This is a genomic window from Pseudomonas sp. WS 5532 (assembly GCF_012985445.1).
Taxonomy (GTDB): Bacteria; Pseudomonadota; Gammaproteobacteria; order Pseudomonadales; family Pseudomonadaceae; genus Aquipseudomonas; species Aquipseudomonas edaphica.
Window position 1 is genome coordinate 705,761 of the sequence record NZ_JAAQWK010000001.1, and the last position, 17,760, is coordinate 723,520.

Sequence of the window (17,760 nt, forward strand, 5' to 3'; positions counted from 1 at the left end):
CACTCATTTATTAAGCTGCTGTGGGCGAAGTCGCCCACTTCGTGGTCTATCTCACTGCCACGCTTTATGTCATCAGGCCAGTTATCGGCCGATTGGGAGAACCTTGTTCGTATGATTCGCACGCTGCCTGCTCTTTTTGCCCTGTTATTCGCTGCGCCCTTGATGGCCGCGCCTGCCGGGCAACAAACGCTGTTCAACTTCGTCCGACCTGCCGATGTGGTCAAGGTGGCGACTCAGGACGCCAGCCTGCCGCAATACAACGCCGAACAAACCCCCGAAGGCGAGGTGTTGCGCCGCATCACCTTCAACCCGGTGGCCGAACCGAGCCTGGTGCTCAGCCCGCAGGCCGGGAGCTGGGACTGGTCGCAATCCGGCGCCATGAGCCTGCGTATCCAGAGCGCCATGGACTGGGCGTTGACCCTCTATGTCAAAGTACAGAGCGTCGACGGCAAGACTCTGGTCAGCCGTATCGACCTGCCGGCCGGCCCGGCCCAGACCCTGTTGATCCCGTTGCAAGCCAACTCGCCGCTGAGCCAGGGCATGAAGGCCGGCCCGCCCATGCCGATCACCCTGGACGGCCAGCGTGTATTGCTGGCCGCCAGTGCTGGCGAGATCGACCGCAGCCAAGTGGCCTCGGTCACCTTGTCGATGCTCAAGCCCAACGCCGCCCAAAGCATTTTGCTTGAGCGTTTTGGCGTGCAGGACAGCGAGCCGGTGCTGAAGGCGGTCTACAGTGAGCTGGTGGACGCTTATGGCCAGTCCACCCGTGCGCGCTGGCCGGAAAAGGTCAGCACTGACGAGCAACTCAAAGCCGCAGCGGCCAAGGAGCAGCAACAGCTCAAGGGCTGGCTGGCCGAGCGTGACAAATCCGCTCTGGACCAATACGGTGGCTGGAACAAAGGCCCGGCGTTCGACGCCAGTGGTTTTTTCCGTACCGAGAAGCGTGACGGCCGCTGGTACCTGGTGACGCCGCAAGGCCATCCGTTCTATTCGTTGGGTGTTAACACCGTGGCACCGGACAACAACCAGACCTACGTGGCCGGCCGCGAGTGGATGTTCGCCGCGCTGCCCAAGGCTGGCGAACCGTTCGACAAGTACTACGGCAGTGGCGATAACCGGGGCGGCAACGGTGCCGATCAGGGCCGCGGCTTCAATGTCGGGCGTTGGTACGATTTTTACGGCGCCAACTTGCAGCGTACTTATGGCGGCGAAGGTTTCGACCAGAAGCGCTGGGTCAGCCACACCCTCGACCGCCTGCAAGCCTGGGGCTTCAACACCGTGGGCAACTGGAGTGATGAGGACCTGGCCCGCGCCGACCGTGTGCCCTACACCTTGCCGCTGTCGATTGTCGGTGACTACGCCAGCATCAGCACTGGCACCGACTGGTGGGGCGGCATGCCCGACCCGTTCGACCCGCGCTTTGCCATGGCCACCGAACGCGCCGTGGCCATTGCCGCCCGCGACCACCGTGATGACCCGTGGCTGATCGGCTACTTTGCCGACAACGAGCTGGCCTGGGCCGGCCCCGGCGATGATCCAAAATCCCGTTACGCCTTGGCCTATGGCACGTTGCGCATGACCACCGACGTACCGGCCAAACGCGCATTCCTCAAACAACTGCGCGACAAGTACCGTAACGAAGAAGGCCTGTCGAAAGCCTGGGGCATCCACCTGGCGGGTTGGGAGCTGATGGAAGACCCAGGCTTCGAGCCGCCGATGCCGAGCCCCGAGCACCCGGAAATCGAAGCTGACTTCAAATATTTCCAGAAGACCTTCGCTGATGCCTACTTCAAAACCATCTCCGATTCGTTGAAATGGCACGCGCCCAACCAGTTGCTGCTGGGTGGTCGGTATGCCGTCAGCACGCCCGAGGCCGTGGCGTCCTGCGCCCAGTATTGCGACGTGCTGAGTTTCAACATGTACACCCTGAAGCCGCAGGACGGTTATGACTCTGCTGCCTTGCGCGCGCTGGACAAGCCGGTGCTGATCACCGAGTTCAACTTCGGCTCGGCCGACCGTGGCCCGTTCTGGGGCGGCGTGACACAGTTGGCCCGTGAAGAAGACCGTGGCGTGGCGTACAGCAACTTCCTCAAGCAGGCCATGGCCGAGCCATCGATTGTCGGCGTGCATTGGTTCCAGTACCTGGACCAGCCGGTCACCGGGCGTCTGCTGGATGGTGAGAACGGCCACTTCGGGCTGGTGGGCATCACCGATGTGCCGTTCCAGGGCTTTGTCGAGAGTGTGCGTAAAAGCAACCTGGCGGCGGTCGACCAACTGGGCAAGGAAGCCGAAAAAGCCAAGGCGGCCAGCAAGGTTCGCGAGAACGAAGGCGGCAAGTCCGGGCAAGAAGGCAAAGGCGCGGGGCAGGGCGCCGGGCATGCGGGTGGACACTCTGGAAATGGCCATTGATTCATCACTGACGGGTTCACAAAACCTGCAATGACTGGAACAATGTCGGCCACTTCTTACGGTGTTTTCCAAGGCGGCTTAGGTGCAGATTCAGGGTCATTACGAGCTCCAGTTCGAAGCGGTACGTGAAGCCTTTGCCGCGTTGTTCGATGACCCGCAGGAGCGTGGTGCCGGGCTCTGTATCCAGATCGGCGGCGAAACCGTCGTCGACCTGTGGGCCGGTACCGCCGATAAGGACGGTGCCGAGGCCTGGCACAGCGACACCATCGTCAACCTGTTCTCCTGCACCAAGACCTTCACTGCCGTCACGGCCCTGCAGCTGGTTGCCGAAGGCAAGCTGAAACTGGATGCGCCAGTTGCCGACTACTGGCCCGAGTTTGCCGCGGCGGGTAAAGAAACCATCACGCTGCGCCAGTTGCTCTGCCACCAGGCCGGGCTGCCGGCGATTCGCCAGATGCTGCCGACCGAAGCCCTGTATGACTGGCCACTGATGGTCGACACCCTGGCGGCCGAAGCCCCGTGGTGGACGCCGGGCGAAGGGCATGGCTACGAGGCCATCACTTATGGCTGGTTGGTCGGCGAGTTGCTGCGCCGTGCCGACGGGCGCGGGCCGGGCGAGTCGATTGTGGCGCGGGTTGCGCGGCCCCTGGGCCTGGACTTCCATGTCGGTTTGGCGGACGAAGAGTTTTATCGGGTTGCGCATATAGCGCGCAGCAAAGGCAATATGGGCGATGAAGCCGCGCAACGTTTACTTCAAGTAATGATGCGCGAACCTAATGCCATGACCACCCGTGCATTTGCCAACCCACCGTCTATTCTGACCAGCACTAATAAGCCCGAATGGCGGCGGATGCAGCAGCCAGCGGCAAATGGTCACGGTAATGCGCGCAGCCTGGCAGGTTTTTATAGCGGATTGTTGGACGGTAGTTTGCTTGAGAGCGACATGCTCGAACAATTGACCCGCGAACACAGTATCGGGCCAGACAAAACATTATTGACTCAAACCCGTTTCGGTTTGGGGTGCATGTTGGATCAACCGCAACTGCCCAATGCCACCTTTGGCCTTGGCCCGCGTGCGTTTGGCCACCCTGGCGCCGGTGGTTCGGTGGGGTTTGCCGACCCTGAGCGCGATGTAGCATTTGGTTTTGTGACTAATACACTGGGCCCTTATGTACTTATGGACCCGCGTGCGCAGAAGTTGGTCGGAATATTGGCCGGTTGTCTGTAAAGAGCTTGCTGTTTCACGTTTTTTTGTTACAAAGGCAAGTATAAGAAGGCGCTGAACGAAATTGTGTAACTTTACTGTTCTCTAAGCGTCTGTTTAACGGGTCAACCAGGCCCCCCGTTTTTTTCTCATTTTGTGGATACCTCATGTTATCGAACAAGTCCTTGGCACTGGCGCTGTGCCTCACTATTACTGGCTGCGCACAAACACCACAAAGTGATGCCGAAGGTGGGCACTGGTGGTCATTTGGATCTGACAAGGCTGCTACCAAGGACGCCGTGACACAAACCGACGCCAAGCCGGATGCCAAACCTGCCGCCGGCGCCAAGCCTGTCGAACCTGTGGCCGCCGCTGCTGCTCCAGCGCCTGCACCGGTAGCCAAGGCTGACACCGGCTTCAACTGGTGGCCGTTCGCTGCCAAAAGCGCCGACGAAAAAGCGGCGGATGCCAAGGCCGACCTGAAAGCCGACCTCAAGGCCGCAACCCCTGCTTCCACGCCGGATGCTGCGCCTGCCGTCGCCAAGACCGACACCGAAACCAAATGGTGGTGGCCGTTCGAAAGCAAGCCAAAGCCACTGGCCAAGGTTGATGTGACCAACGTGCAGATGCCCGACCCGAAAATCACCCAAGCCTGGCTGGATGATTATGAGCCGCGTCTGCGCGCCGCCATCAAGGACAGCAACCTGCAACTGGAACGTCGTGACAACGTATTGGTCGTGATTGCCCCGGTGGACGGCTCCTACAACCCGAAACGCCCGGCAATGCTGCTGCCGGTCACACTCGGCCCGTTCACACGCGTTGCCAAAGCTGTTGAAGCTGACCCCAAGACCGCGGTCCTGGTCCTGGGTCACGTTGATGCCACAGGTACCGCCCCGGCCAGCCAGGCGTTGACCAAAGAACGCGCGCAATCCATCGCCTCTATCTTCAGCCTCAGCGGCTTGAAGCAGGATCGCTTGATGCTGCGCGGTATGGGCGACCTGATGCCGCGTGCCGCCAACGACAGCAATCAGGGGCGTGCGCTGAACCGTCGCATGGAAATCATGTTCACTCAGCGTACAACTATGTTGGCGCTGCTGAGCAAGTACAACTCGGGCAAACCACCGGTCGCTGACATGGTCGCTGTGCAAACTGCGCCAGCCCCTGTGCCGGCTCCGGCTGCGAAAAAAGCGGCTCCGGCGAAAAAAGCCCCGGCCAAGAAATCTGCCGCCAAGCCAGCTGCGAAAAAAGCCGCTGCCAAGCCTGCCGCGAAAAAAGCCGCACCGAAGGCTGCCGCCCCGGCTGCGAACGACCAGGCGAAAAACTGATCCGTTGAAACAGAAGGATAAAGCTGCATGACCCAGGCACTGGCCGATATGCGCCGTGACTACACACGGGACGGTTTGAGCGAGGCCCAGGCCCCGGACGAGCCGTTTGCGTTGTTCCACCAATGGTTTGGCGATGCGGTGAAAACCGAGCAGCCACCGGTGGAGGCCAATGCCATGACCCTGGCAACGGTCGACCAGGACGGTCGCCCGCACTGTCGCATCCTGCTGCTCAAGGGCCTGGATGCACAGGGTTTTACCTTCTTCACTAACTATCAGAGCGCCAAGGGTGAACAACTCGCGGCGCGGCCGTTTGCGGCCATGACCTTCTTTTGGCCCTCCCTGGAGCGCCAGGTGCGCATCGAAGGGCGGGTGGTCAAGGTCACGCCTGAAGAGTCGGATGCCTATTATCAGGTCCGGCCTTTGGGCAGCCGTCTTGGCGCCTGGGCATCGCCGCAAAGCCAAGTCATTCGTGACCGTGAAGAGCTGCAGGAGCTGCTCAAGCAGACCGAACAGCGTTTCAGCGATACCCAACCCGACTGCCCCGAGCATTGGGGTGGCTATCGTTTGTTGCCTGAGCGCATCGAGTTCTGGCAAGGCCGCGCCAGTCGCCTGCATGACCGCCTGAACTATCGCCTGCAAGCGGGCGAGTGGACGCGCGAGCGCCTGGCGCCCTGAGCTACACCTTTCGTCATTCCATCTGAATGGTGATCATCACGCCGAAGTCTCTACACAGAGGCTTCGGCGTTTTTGATTGCGTGACTACAATAAAGAGCGCTTCCACGTGATTTTTGGATCGGGGCGGGAGCTACCGTTCGTCGAGTTTTTTGGTGCTGGCAGTCTGTACTCAGGCTGAATGAAAGCAATTTTCTGGCGTGCTTGCCGTGACAGGCGCCAAGCAGCGGCGTCTAATGAATACCTGTCCTTTGGAGTTGATGCTATGCGTAAGTCTGTTTTACTAGTTGCCTGCTTTACCACCTTGTCGTTGCTGTTGGGTGGCTGCGCCTCGAGTCTGACCGGCGACTCGTACTCCCGTGACGAGGCGCGTCGTGTACAGACCGTTCGTATGGGCACCATTGAATCCCTGCGGCCGGTGAAAATCGAAGGCACCAAGACCCCAATCGGCAGTGTTGCCGGTGCAGTGGTCGGCGGCGTTGGCGGCAGCGCGATCGGTGGTGGCCGTGGCAGTATCGTCACTGGCGTAATCGGTGCGGTTGCCGGTGGCTTGCTGGGTTCCGCCGCTGAAGAAGGTCTGACCCGCACCCAGGGTGTTGAAGTTACCGTTCGCGAAGACGACGGCAGCATGCGCGCCTACGTCCAGGCCGTCGACCCTAACGAAATCTTCCGCATTGGCGACCGCGTGCGCATCATGACGGTTAACGGCACCAGCCGTGTAACGCGCTAAGCGCTGGTTGTAGAAACGCAAAACCCCAACCGGGTGACGGGTTGGGGTTTTTTATTGCCTGCGGTTTTTTGAGAAAATGCAGGCGATAAAAAACCGCTTTAGTAGGGCGGTTTTTATTGCAAGCCATGTCTAAGTTTGCCTGTGGCGAGGGAGCTTGCTCCCGTTGGACTGCGTAGCAGTCCCATGCTTTTAAAGCAAAGAGCAGGGGCCGCTACGCGACCCAGCGGGAGCAAGCGCCCTCGCCACAGGTACGGTGTCCGGGCAGGCATTCACGCACTCACTTCACACCTGAAAGTGCTTCACCATCGTATTCAACTCATGCGCCAGGCTGGCAAGCGATTGCGAAGCGGCGGTGGTCTGAGTCGAGCCTTCGGCGGACTGAATCGACAGCTGTTGAATATTCAGTAAGTTGCGGTCGACCGCCCGGGCAACGTCAGCTTGCTCCGCCGCCGCCGTGGTAATCACCAGATTGCGGTTGTTGATCTCGTCATTGGCGGCAAGGATATCCGCCAGCGCTTGCTGCGCCAGTTCGGCCAGGCCAATGGTTTGCTGGGTCATGGTGCTGCTGTCGAGCATGGTGTTGACGGTGCTGGCGGTGTTGGTCTGGATGCTGCCAATCATCTGTTCGATTTCCTGGGTCGATTGCGCGGTGCGATGGGCGAGGGCGCGTACTTCGTCGGCGACCACGGCAAAACCACGGCCCGCATCACCGGCCCGCGCCGCTTCGATGGCCGCGTTCAGTGCCAATAAATTGGTTTGCTCGGCAATGGTGCGGATAACGTCGAGCACTTTGCCGATGCCTTTGGCCTGCTCGGCCAGGCCGCCCACTTGGCTGGAGCTTAGCTCTACACCACGGGTCAGGGCCTGGATGGAACTCAGTGCCTCGACCATACGTTGCTGGCCTTTCAAGGCGATGCTGCGCGACGCCTGGGACAGGTCGGAGGTGGTGGCGGCATTCCGGGCGACCTCTTCAATGGCCGTGGTCATCTCGGTGACGGCCGTGGCGGCCTGCTCGATCTCGCCATGTTGCTGCTGCAGGTCGCGGCTGCCCTCGGCAGTAACGGCATTCAGTTCCTCGGCCGCTGCCGCCAGTTGGCTCGACGAGCCGGTTATTTGCCGCAGTGTCTGCACCAGGTTATTACGCATGGTCTCTTGTGCCCGCAACAGGCGTGTGGCTTCGTCATTGCCGGTCGGGTTGATGGGCTGGCTGAGATCGCCCTTGGCGATGGTTTCAGCCACCCGTACCGCCTCAATGATGGGGCCGGTGATGCTGCGGGTCAGCAGCCAGGCCACCAGCACCGTGCCGCCACTTACCAGCACGATGACGATGGCGATACCGCCCACGGCATGCTGGTACGCGGCCACGGAAGTCTGGCCGGCAAGTTCTGCGCCCTTGTTGGCGAGGTCGATCAATTGATCGAAGTTCTTGGTCATCTGCTCATAGCTTTCTCGAATGCTGTTGAGAAAGTCACGGGCGCCAGCCTTGTCACCTGAGCGCGAGCGTTTGAGCATCTCGGTGTGGTTCTTGGCGTACCCTTCCAGGCTCTGGTTAAACACGTCCAGGCGCGATTTTTCCTCCGGCGTGCGCAGCAGCGCTGCATATTGAGCCAGTTGCTCCTTGACGCTCTTCAGGCGACCCGCGGATTTGTCTTCGTACGTCTGCATATCGGCGTCGCTGGCGGACAGGATGTGCGCCATTTCCCCCAAGCGAAAACGATCCAGCGAGGCATTGGCAAGGGCGAGGATCCTCACGCGCTGCATCCAGTTGTTTTGGATGTCGGCAGCCTGGGATTGCACTTCGCCGATCTGCTTGAGCGCGAACAGGCCGAGAAACACACTCAGCGACGCAATAGCAGCGAAGCCGATGAAGGCTCTGGCTGCGATTCTTATATTTCTCAGGAACATGGGTTTTCGCTCGGGCTGGGAACGCGTTGAAGAGCTGTGTCAGGCGGGTGCCCCAGACGGGGCAGGCGGATCGCCACAATCCTTAGTCGGCGGCCGAGACAAAGTCTTTAGGCGTTACGCGAAAGTGTCATCTTCGCCAAAAGAAAAACCCCAACCGGGTAACCGGTTGGGGTTTTTTGTGGGGCGTTCAGAGTGTTCAGGCTTTCTTGCGACTCGCCAGCGCTGTGACCGCGTAGCCAATACAGGCTGCCAGGATCGACCCGGTGAGGATGCCCATTCGATCCTCACCCGCGAACTCACTGGCGCCCGGCACAAACGCCAGGGAGCCGACAAACAGGCTCATGGTGAAGCCGATGCCGCACAAGATGGCCACTCCCAGCACTTGGCCCCAATTGGCGCCGCTGGGCAGGGTGGCGATTCCGGTCTTGATGGCCAGCCAAGTGAGGCCGAACACGCCGATGGTCTTGCCGATCAGCAGGCCGGCAGCGATGCCCATGGGCACGTGGTGAGTGAAGCTGTCCAGGGTAACCCCGGTCAGCGACACGCCAGCGTTGGCGAAGGCGAACAACGGCAGGATAGCGTAGGCCACCCAAGGGTGCAGGGCGTGCTCCAGAGTCAGCAGTGGCGAGGGTTCGGCATTTTTGGTGCGCAGTGGAATGCAGAACGCCAAGGTTACCCCGGCCAGGGTGGCGTGCACGCCACTCTTAAGCACGCAGACCCACAGGATCAGGCCGATGATCATATACGGGCCGAGCTTGACCACGCCCAGGCGGTTCATCGCGATCAAGGCGACCAGGCACGTGGCCGCGCCCGCCAAGGCTGCATTCGACAGTTCGGCGGAGTAGAACACCGCGATGACGATGATAGCGCCCAGGTCATCAATGATGGCCAGGGTCATCAGGAACAGCTTCAGTGACACCGGTACACGCTTGCCGAGCAGGGCCAGGACGCCGAGTGCAAAAGCGATATCGGTGGCCATCGGGATTGCCCAGCCGGCAAGTGCGGCGGGGTTGTCCTTGTTCAGTGCCCAATAGATCAAAGCCGGCACCACCATGCCGCCAATCGCGGCCGCCCCCGGCAGTACCACTTGCGATGGCTTGGACAGGTGGCCGTCGAGCAACTCGCGTTTGACCTCCAGACCGATCAGGAGGAAGAACAGCGCCATCAGGCCATCGTTGATCCACAGCAGCGCTGGCTTGGCGATTTTCAGCGCGCCAACCTGCGCCACCACCGGCGTATCGAGGAAGGCGCCGTAGAGGTGGGATAGTGGTGAGTTATTGATGATCAGCGCCAAAGCGGCAGCGGCGATCAATAACAGACCGCTGGCGGCCTCCAGCTGGAAGAAACGGGTGAAAGTGTTACGCAGAGGCAAGGGATGCTCTCCAATAAGGTTCAATAGGTGGGTACCCTAACCCGTACTGTTAGTTGTTAAAACAAAAGTTATATTCTTATTTGTTATAAGAGAGGGTCAGGATTGGTCTTGCGTCAAAGCTTAGCAATTGTGTGTCTAATTGAGTCGTCACTGTATCTGTGTGGCGTGTAGGAAAGCCCCTAAAATCGGGACTGAAACCCTTAGAGACTCACCTCATGAACGACCACCGTACCTGGGCTCGCGAAGCCATCCGTGTCATCGAAGCGGACTTCCAGCGCAGCGCCGACACGCACCTCATCCCTCTTCCATTGCCGGGGCTGCCGGGTATCGAGTTGTACTTCAAGGACGAGTCCAGCCACCCCACTGGCAGCCTCAAGCATCGGCTGGCGCGTTCGCTGTTCCTTTATGCGCTGTGTAATGGCTGGCTCAAGCCGGGTGCGCCGGTGATCGAAGCGTCCAGTGGGTCTACTGCGGTGTCGGAGGCGTACTTTGCGCGTTTGCTTGACCTGCCGTTTATCGCGGTGATGCCGGCCACCACGTCCCAGGCGAAGATCGACCAGATTGCCTTCTATGGTGGCAAGAGCCATCTGGTAAAGGATCCGACGCAGATCTACGCCGAGTCCGAACGTTTGGCGAAGGAAAGTGGCGGTCACTTCATGGACCAGTTCACCTACGCCGAGCGCGCGACGGACTGGCGGGCAAACAACAACATCGCTGAGTCGATTTTCCAGCAGATGCGTTTTGAGCATTACCCGGAGCCGAGCTGGTTGATTTCCAGCCCCGGCACCGGTGGCACCACGGCGACCCTGGGCCGCTACGTGCGTTATCGCCAGCATTGCACCCGCGTGCTGTGTGCCGATGCCGAGCGTTCGGTGTTTTTTGACTACTACCAGACGGGCGATGCCAGTTTGCGTCTGGAGTGCGGTTCACGCATCGAAGGGATCGGCCGGCCACGCGTCGAGGCTTCGTTTTTACCCCAGGTGATTGATGCGATGGTCAAGGTGCCGGATGCGCTGTCATTGGCAGCCATGCATTACCTGGCCGAGCGGTTGGGGCGGCGGGTGGGTGGTTCCAGCGGGACTAACCTGATCGGCGCTTTGGTCGCGGCGCTGCAGATGAAAGCGGCGGGGGAGTCGGGGTCGATCGTGGCGATCTTGTGTGATGGGGGCGAGCGGTATGCGAACACATACTACGATCAGGCTTGGTTGGCGGAGCAGGGGTATGAGCTTGGCGGCTTGATTGCAGCCGTTGCGGCCAGTGTAGAGAAGGGTGAGCCGTTGCCTGCCAGCGTCCTGCGCGCCAATATCTGACACGCCCCATCAACTAATGTGGGAGCTGGCTTGCCTGCGATGGCGGTGGTTCAGTCGAGAAATTCGGCGACTGACACTCCGTTATCGCAGGCAAGCCAGCTCCCACATTTGATCCGGGTTGGCTGTAAGAAGTGCTTAAGCTTCTATACCCAGCATATCCCGCGCCAACGCCTCGGCAATCCGAATTCCGTCAACACCCGCCGACAGGATGCCACCGGCGTAACCTGCGCCTTCACCGGCCGGGAACAAACCTTTTACGTTCAGGCTCTGCATCGACTCGTTACGGGTAATGCGCAGTGGCGACGAGGTGCGGGTCTCAATACCGGTCAGTACCGCATCGTGCAGCGAGTAACCTTTGATCTGTTTCTCGAACGCCGGCAGCGCTTCACGAATCGCCTCAATGGCGAAGTCCGGCAATGCCAGCGCCAGGTCGCCCAGGGCCACCCCCGGCTTGTAGGACGGTTCCACACTGCCAATGGCGGTGGACGGCTTACCAGCGATGAAATCACCCACCAGCTGCGCCGGCGCCTCGTAGTTGCTGCCGCCGAGGATGTAGGCGTGAGACTCCAGGCGCTCCTGCAACTCGATACCGGCCAGCGGTCCGCCTGGGTAATCCACCTCAGGCGTGATGCCGACCACGATGCCGGAGTTGGCGTTGCGCTCGTTGCGTGAATATTGGCTCATGCCATTGGTGACCACGCGGTTCGGCTCGGAAGTCGCCGCCACCACGGTGCCGCCCGGGCACATGCAGAAGCTGTAGACCGAACGGCCGTTCTTGGCGTGGTGTACCAGTTTGTAGTCGGCGGCGCCCAGTTTCGGGTGCCCGGCGTATTTGCCCAGGCGCGCTGCGTCGATCAGTGACTGCGGGTGTTCGATACGGAAGCCCACCGAGAATGGTTTGGCCTCCATGTACACGCCACGGCCGTGCAGCATACGGAAGGTGTCGCGGGCGCTGTGGCCCAGGGCCAGAATCACGTGCTTGGAGAGGATCTGCTCGCCGCCGTCGACGACCACGCCGTTCAACTGGCCATCTTCGATCAGCACATCAGTGACGCGCTGCTCAAAACGCACTTCACCACCGAGAGCGATGATCTGCTCGCGCATGTTTTCCACCACGCCGGTCAGGCGGAAGGTGCCAATGTGCGGCTTGCTGACGTAGAGGATTTCTTCCGGCGCGCCGGCCTTGACGAACTCGTGCAGCACTTTGCGACCGTGGAACTTCGGGTCTTTGATCTGGCTGTAGAGTTTGCCGTCGGAAAAGGTCCCGGCACCGCCTTCGCCAAATTGCACATTGGACTCGGGGTTGAGCACGCTTTTGCGCCACAGGCCCCAAGTGTCTTTGGTGCGCTGGCGCACTTCCTTGCCGCGTTCGAGGATGATCGGCTTGAAGCCCATCTGCGCAAGCAACAGCCCGGCGAAAATGCCGCAGGGGCCGAAACCCACCACGATCGGCCGTTCAACCAGGCCTCGCGGCGCCTGGCCCACCACTTTGTAGCTGACGTCCGGTGCCGGGTTGATGTTGCGGTCATCGGCGAACTTGAGCAGCAGGGCGGCTTCGCCCTTTACGTTCAGATCGATGGTGTAGATGAAGCACAGCTCCGACGATTTCTTGCGCGCGTCGTAGCTGCGTTTGAACAGGGTGAAGTCGAGCAGGTCATCACTGGCGATGCCCAGGCGCTGCACGATGGCAGGCCGCAGGTCTTCTTCGGGATGGTCGATGGGCAGCTTGAGTTCGGTGATTCGTAACATGACAGGATCCGGTGGGCGGCGGGCTTCGATGCCGGCTGTTTTGCAAACCGGCGATTATAAGCCCCAAAGGCTGATTCCCGTCATGTTAAAACAGCCCAAGGCTGAATCAGTCGTCCCGCGAGCCGCCGAATGATGCACAACCGCGCTGGACCTGGCCATTGACCCGCAACTCGGCGGTCATGTGTTGCAAGCTCCCGCTGGCGGCATCGATGCAGCGTTGTGGGGCTACCCACAGTTCGATGTGCTGGTTATTGGCTTCGGTCATCAGGTTGAAACGGCCGTCACCCAGTTGCTCTTCGACAAAAGGCACCGCCAGTGGCGGCTGGCCCTCGCGTTCCAGCACCATGCCCTTGGCCGTTACGCTCATCGCCCAGGCCGGTTTATGGCCATTGGCCCGCAGAATCATGCGTTTGAAGTCCGGGTCGTTACAGGCCGAGGTCGAGCGTTCTACACGATACAGTTGTTGCAGGTCGACCGAACCCTGGGTGCCGCTGGCCACCCCGGAAAACTTGCCGCGTAAATCGGCAAACAGCACGCCTTGCTGGCCGGCCAGGGACGCGGCTTCCTGCAAGACGCTGGTGCCGCCGGTGTCATTGACCACGTAGTTGCGTTTGTCGCCGCACGGCTGGAACAGCAGTTTGTCGCCCACTGCCGTGAGCTCACCCTGCATGCGGGTCAGCCCGACGGTAGACGGTTTGGCCGGCTCGCTCTCGAACATCTGGCAAGCGGTGAAGAGGGGCAGCAGGGCAAACAGAGCAAGGGTACGGGCGGCGCGCATTATTGGGTCTCCAAACTAGTGCCGCCACGTTACGCAGGGTGGCGCCGCATCACAAGCTCGGGACACAGTTTGAATAATCTGTTCCCTGGACGATGGCAGCGCAGGCGTTACTAATAGGGATGTTTCCTATAGTGAAGATTGGAGAGCCGTGAGAGTGTCGGCGTTTTTGGTAGGGGGCCGTGATGAGTATCAAATGGAGTATTTGCGTTCTTTTGCTCTGGGCAGGCGCTGCCTTGTCAGACGAGCCCATCCGGTTCGTCCTCTCGTCAGCCAGTGATTTCACCGACATCTCGGTGACGCTGAAAAAGGCCGAAAACCCTGATCCGGCCTACGTTGAGGTGAATGTCACGTTAACTCCTGAGGCGAAGGCAAGAGCGAAATCCCTTACGTTGCTTGCCTACAAGAAGCACCTGACACTTTATGTCGACGGCTATCAGCTCAGTACCGCCATGGTTCAAAGTGAGCTGGGTGGGCAGTTCAGTTTTGTTGCCCCGCGCGCACTGGTGATCGAGTGGATGTCTCAGTTCTCGCGTGAGGCAAGCGCCACTCAACCCACGATGTAGGTCTGACCAGTCTGTAAGCCTTCGACACTTTTCGCGTAGGCCAGTGCTACATCGGCACCCGGAGCCGGTTTGTAGCCGCGGAAGTACGGCGCGTAGCTGCCCATGGCTTCGAGCAAGACGGTCGGGCTCACCGAGTTGATGCGCAAGCCGCGCGGCAATTCGATCGCCGCCGCCTTGACGAAGGCATCCAATGCGCCGTTGACCAATGCGGCAGAAGCGCCGGTGCGGATCGGATCGCGGTTCAGAATGCCGCTGGTAAAGGTGAACGAGGCACCGTCGTTAGCGTAGTCGCGGCCGATCAGCAGCAGGTTGACCTGGCCCATCAGCTTGTCCCGCAGGCCCAGTTCAAAGTCGGCTTCGCTCATCTCACCCAGTGCCACAAAATTCACACTGCCTGCCGCGCAGACCAACGCGTCGAACTTGCCGGTCTGCTCAAACAGTTTGCGGATCGATGCGCTGTCGCTGATATCCACCTGGAAGTCGCCGCCGCTGCGGCCGATGCTGATCACCTCGTGACGCTGCGCCAGTTCCGCCTTGACCGCTGAGCCGACCGTGCCGCTGGCACCAATCAATAGGATTTTCATCGTGCTGTTCCTCCGGGGATTAAGTGAGGTTTCAGTCTAGGATGGCTTTTTAAGTGGATAAACGCGCTAATAGGCAACCTTTGGTTTTCAATTGGAAACAATCTATGAGCGAAATGGATGACCTGGCGGCCTTTGCCGTGCTGATCGAGGCGGGCAGTTTTACCCTGGCGGCGGAGCAATTGGGCTGCAGCAAGGGCCAATTGTCCAAGCGCATCAGCCAATTGGAAGCGCAGTTTTCGGTGGTGTTATTGCACCGTACCACTCGCAAGCTCAGCCTGACCGCCGCCGGTGCGGCGTTGTTGCCCCAGGCTCAGGCGCTGGTGGACCAGGTGGAGCGCGCCCGTCAGGCGTTGGCGCGGCTCAAGGACGATCTGGCTGGCCCAGTGCGTATGACGGTTCCGGTGTCGCTGGGGGAAACCTTCTTCGATGGCTTGTTGCTGGAGTTCACCCAGCAATACCCGCAGGTTCAGATCGAGCTGGAACTGAACAACAGCTACCGCGACCTGGCGCGTGATGGCTTCGATTTGGGCGTGCGCATGGGGGCGATGGATAACGAGCGGCTGGTGGCCAAGCCACTGTTGGCCTGGCATGAAATGACCTGCGCCAGCCCGGCCTACCTTGCGCAGCATGGCGAACCGCTGACGCCTGCGGATCTGGCCGCGCACACCTGTCTGCTCAACAGCCATTACAGCGGGCGTGAGGAGTGGTTGTACCACCAGCAACATGAACTGCTGCGGGTGCGGGTCAGCGGTACCTTCGCTTCCAACCACTACAACCTGTTGAAAAAAGCCGCCTTGGTGGGCGCCGGCATCGCCCGCCTGCCGTCCTACGTGTTACCGGCAGAACTGGCCGACGGGCGCTTGCGCTGGCTGCTGCGTGATTATCAAACGCGCAGCATGCCGATGTACCTGGTTCATCCTTATCAAGGTGGCCTGCCGCGCCGAACCCAAGTGTTGGCCGACTACTTGGTGGACTGGTTCAGACGCAGCGGCGAAACCCTGGATCGCCTTCAGCGGTAACGGCGCGCGATCAGGTGATCAATCGACAGGCAACCTGGGCCTTTGGCCACCAACAGCAGCAGTAACGCGATCCAGGTGCCATGGGTGGGGTAGGCCTCGGGGTAGACGAACAGTTGAATGGTCAAGGTCATGCCGATCAGCGCCAGGGCCGAGAAGCGCGTGGCAAAGCCCACCAGGATCAGTACCGGGAAAAAGTGTTCGGCAAATGCTGCCATGTGCGCGGCCACTTCCGGTGACAGCAAGGGCACGTGGTACTCGCTGCGAAACAGCGGCAGGGTTGAAGCGGCAAGCTTGGGTTCGCCCAATTGGAAGGTGCCGTTGATGATATCAATCGCAAAGCCTTCGACTTTGGTCTGGCCGGACTTCCAGAACACCGCCGCAATGGAAAACCGTGCGAGAAATGCGATCAGGCTGTAGGGGATTTTTTCGAACAGCGCGATGGTCCGTTTTACCAGGCAAGTAGGGGAAGTGTTCATGGCGATTCCTTTTGTTCTGTGTGCAAATGAATGATGGCGTCGTGGCTGATCAGCAGTGTCAGGCAATGGTTGAGGTCGAATTCGGCTGATGCTTCAAGCGCGTGCTCTACCGCCATTTCCAGGCCTGATCCCTGGTCAAGGCTGTTGATAAACGCCACCGAACCGCTGTCGATGGCGAAGACCTTGACCGCCAAGCCCTGGCGTAACACCAGTGCACTTTGGGCGTACCAAGGGTTCAAGGTGGCAATGGTGCCTTCGGTCTGGTGCGCGGCCCATACCGCAACCACGGCGTAGGGTGAATTCAAGGTGGCCAGGGACGGATGCAGGTGCAGGCTTAGCTGCCCCAGGTCGGTCGGCCCTTGCAGTTGTTCAAGGATGGCCTGCTGATTCAGTGGCTGGCGGTCCGCGGCGTGATAAGCACGCACCCGCAGGCGTTCCAGGCGTGCGACGTCCGCCAGGTAAGGCACGCTCGCAGCCGGTTCGAACGCCTGGATGAACGCGGCAAACGTGCTGCCGTAATCGCTGATCAACGGGCTGTCGGGCGGGCTGGCTTGCACGTACAGGCTGGCCATCGCGCGAAAAAATTCATCGCCAACCAATTGCAGCGTTACCGGATAAGCGGCGGCGAGCGCGTTGATCAGCGAGCTGTGGACATTGTTTCGATACACCGCGAAACGGCTGGCCGGGTCGGCGCCGTTGTTGCTGAACAATCCGTCGGGGCAGGCCTGATCGGCGTCGAGCAAGGCGCCGGCAAATGCAGCTTGATCGCTCATAGCTTCAATACCTTCGCCTGTGACAGATGCCAGTCGGCGTGTTGGGCTTCGGCGTGTAACACGCTGAAGGCGGGCACCTGGTTGTCCCGCTCGATCAGCGTGGCCACCGGGCCGGTGTACTTGAGCACCTGTTCATAGAGCTGCCACACCGCGTTATCGATGGGCGCGCCATGGTCATCGATCAGCAGGCGGTCGCCCAGGCTGTCGGTGTCTTCGGCAAAGCCGGCCAGATGAATCTCACCGACGGCCTTCAGCGGTAGCGCATCGATGTAGGCCAGTGGATCGCGCTGATGATTGATGCACGACACATAGACGTTGTTGACGTCCAGCAACAGCCCGCAACCGGTGCGCCGGATGATCTCGCTGATGAAGTCCGTCTCGTCCAGAGTCGAGCGTTGGAACTGCAGGTACGTCGAGGGGTTCTCCAGCAGCATCGGCCGCTTGAGGGTGCTTTGTACCTGATCGATGTGCTCGCACACCCGGTCCAGGGTCGCGGCGTCGTAGGCAAGCGGCAGCAAGTCATTGAGGAACACCGGGCCGTGGCTGGACCAGGCCAGGTGTTCAGAGAAAGAGTGGGGTTGATAGCGTTCGATCAGCGTGGCCAACCGTGCCAGGTGCTCACGATTAAGCGGGCCTTCGCCGCCGATGGACAGACCCACGCCATGCAATGACAGTGGGTACTGTTCGCGTATCAAACCCAGGTAGTGATGAAACGGGCCGCCGGCGACCATGTAGTTTTCGGCGTGAACTTCAAAAAAACCGATATCGGGCGAGGTCTCGAGCACTTCAAGAAAGTGCTCGTTCTTCAGCCCCAGCCCGGCCCGGTAAGGGAGGCCGGGCACCTGAGCCGGTGAGACCGTGTGCTGGGGTAAAAGCGTCATCATCAGTACT

Annotated in this window: 16 protein-coding genes; 8 read left to right on the plus strand and 8 right to left on the minus strand. The window is 60.3% G+C overall.

Going from position 1 to position 17,760, the window contains the following annotated elements; all coding sequences use genetic code 11:
* The first annotated feature begins 111 nt into the window (after nt 1-111).
* From HBO23_RS03325 to HBO23_RS03345, 5 genes are all read left to right on the plus strand, one after another.
* The gene (locus HBO23_RS03325; protein ID WP_170036488.1) at nt 112-2,409 is read left to right on the plus strand and encodes a beta-galactosidase; all 2,298 of its coding nucleotides are present in this window, start codon (nt 112-114) and stop codon (nt 2,407-2,409) included.
* An 82-nt stretch (nt 2,410-2,491) separates the two neighbouring features.
* Nucleotides 2,492-3,637, plus strand: coding sequence for an EstA family serine hydrolase (locus tag HBO23_RS03330; protein WP_017137194.1), 1,146 nt, complete (start codon nt 2,492-2,494; stop codon nt 3,635-3,637).
* Between the two features lie 143 nt (nt 3,638-3,780).
* Complete coding sequence (locus tag HBO23_RS03335; RefSeq protein WP_170036490.1) at nt 3,781-4,938, plus strand: OmpA family protein; 1,158 nt, start codon at nt 3,781-3,783, stop codon at nt 4,936-4,938.
* A gap of 27 nt (nt 4,939-4,965) precedes the next feature.
* Nucleotides 4,966-5,613 carry a pyridoxamine 5'-phosphate oxidase gene (pdxH, locus tag HBO23_RS03340; protein ID WP_099548576.1) on the plus strand — a complete coding sequence of 216 codons (648 nt, stop codon included), beginning with the start codon at nt 4,966-4,968 and terminating at the stop codon, nt 5,611-5,613.
* 262 nt (nt 5,614-5,875) lie between these two features.
* Nucleotides 5,876-6,340: a glycine zipper 2TM domain-containing protein gene (locus tag HBO23_RS03345; RefSeq protein WP_017137197.1), complete on the plus strand. Its 465-nt coding sequence runs from the start codon at nt 5,876-5,878 to the stop codon at nt 6,338-6,340.
* A 282-nt stretch (nt 6,341-6,622) separates the two neighbouring features.
* Here HBO23_RS03345 and HBO23_RS03350 read toward each other — a convergent pair whose 3' ends face one another.
* Together HBO23_RS03350 and nhaA are read right to left on the minus strand one after the other, a co-directional pair.
* Entirely contained in the window at nt 6,623-8,245 is a 1,623-nt protein-coding gene (locus HBO23_RS03350; RefSeq protein WP_169985418.1) for a methyl-accepting chemotaxis protein, read from the minus strand.
* A 196-nt stretch (nt 8,246-8,441) separates the two neighbouring features.
* Nucleotides 8,442-9,617 carry a Na+/H+ antiporter NhaA gene (gene nhaA, locus HBO23_RS03355; protein ID WP_017137199.1) on the minus strand — a complete coding sequence of 392 codons (1,176 nt, stop codon included), beginning with the start codon at nt 9,615-9,617 and terminating at the stop codon, nt 8,442-8,444.
* Between the two features lie 215 nt (nt 9,618-9,832).
* Here nhaA and HBO23_RS03360 point away from each other — a divergent pair, with 215 nt between their 5' ends.
* Entirely contained in the window at nt 9,833-10,927 is a 1,095-nt protein-coding gene (locus HBO23_RS03360; RefSeq protein ID WP_017137200.1) for a PLP-dependent cysteine synthase family protein, read from the plus strand.
* A gap of 135 nt (nt 10,928-11,062) precedes the next feature.
* Here HBO23_RS03360 and HBO23_RS03365 read toward each other — a convergent pair whose 3' ends face one another.
* Nucleotides 11,063-12,676, minus strand: coding sequence for an NAD(P)/FAD-dependent oxidoreductase (locus HBO23_RS03365; protein WP_017137201.1), 1,614 nt, complete (start codon nt 12,674-12,676; stop codon nt 11,063-11,065).
* 106 nt (nt 12,677-12,782) lie between these two features.
* Nucleotides 12,783-13,454 carry a hypothetical protein gene (locus HBO23_RS03370; protein WP_099548579.1) on the minus strand — a complete coding sequence of 224 codons (672 nt, stop codon included), beginning with the start codon at nt 13,452-13,454 and terminating at the stop codon, nt 12,783-12,785.
* A gap of 182 nt (nt 13,455-13,636) precedes the next feature.
* On the opposite strand from HBO23_RS03370, the gene HBO23_RS03375 reads away from it, so the two are divergent.
* Nucleotides 13,637-14,017 carry a hypothetical protein gene (locus HBO23_RS03375; RefSeq protein WP_170036492.1) on the plus strand — a complete coding sequence of 127 codons (381 nt, stop codon included), beginning with the start codon at nt 13,637-13,639 and terminating at the stop codon, nt 14,015-14,017.
* Here HBO23_RS03375 and HBO23_RS03380 read toward each other — a convergent pair.
* The gene (locus tag HBO23_RS03380) at nt 14,002-14,601 is read right to left on the minus strand and encodes a short chain dehydrogenase (RefSeq protein ID WP_099548580.1); all 600 of its coding nucleotides are present in this window, start codon (nt 14,599-14,601) and stop codon (nt 14,002-14,004) included. The two genes, HBO23_RS03375 and HBO23_RS03380, sit on opposite strands and share 16 nt — an antisense overlap.
* A 104-nt stretch (nt 14,602-14,705) precedes the next feature.
* Here HBO23_RS03380 and HBO23_RS03385 point away from each other — a divergent pair, with 104 nt between their 5' ends.
* A complete protein-coding gene (locus tag HBO23_RS03385) occupies nt 14,706-15,620 on the plus strand; it encodes a LysR family transcriptional regulator (RefSeq protein WP_017137203.1) in 915 nt (304 codons plus the stop codon).
* Here the strand turns inward: HBO23_RS03385 and HBO23_RS03390 are convergent.
* From HBO23_RS03390 to HBO23_RS03400, 3 genes are read right to left on the minus strand one after another with little or no spacing between them, the layout of a single operon-like run.
* Nucleotides 15,611-16,096 carry a DoxX family protein gene (locus HBO23_RS03390; RefSeq protein ID WP_017137204.1) on the minus strand — a complete coding sequence of 162 codons (486 nt, stop codon included), beginning with the start codon at nt 16,094-16,096 and terminating at the stop codon, nt 15,611-15,613. The genes HBO23_RS03385 and HBO23_RS03390 overlap by 10 nt on opposite strands.
* Entirely contained in the window at nt 16,093-16,869 is a 777-nt protein-coding gene (locus HBO23_RS03395) for a DNA-binding domain-containing protein (RefSeq protein ID WP_170036494.1), read from the minus strand. The genes HBO23_RS03390 and HBO23_RS03395 overlap by 4 nt, the downstream gene beginning before the upstream one ends.
* Nucleotides 16,866-17,753 (minus strand): DUF692 domain-containing protein, encoded by an 888-nt coding sequence (locus HBO23_RS03400; RefSeq protein WP_170036496.1) that lies wholly within the window; start codon nt 17,751-17,753, stop codon nt 16,866-16,868. Before HBO23_RS03400 ends, HBO23_RS03395 begins: the two co-directional genes overlap by 4 nt.
* Nucleotides 17,754-17,760 lie beyond the last annotated feature (7 nt).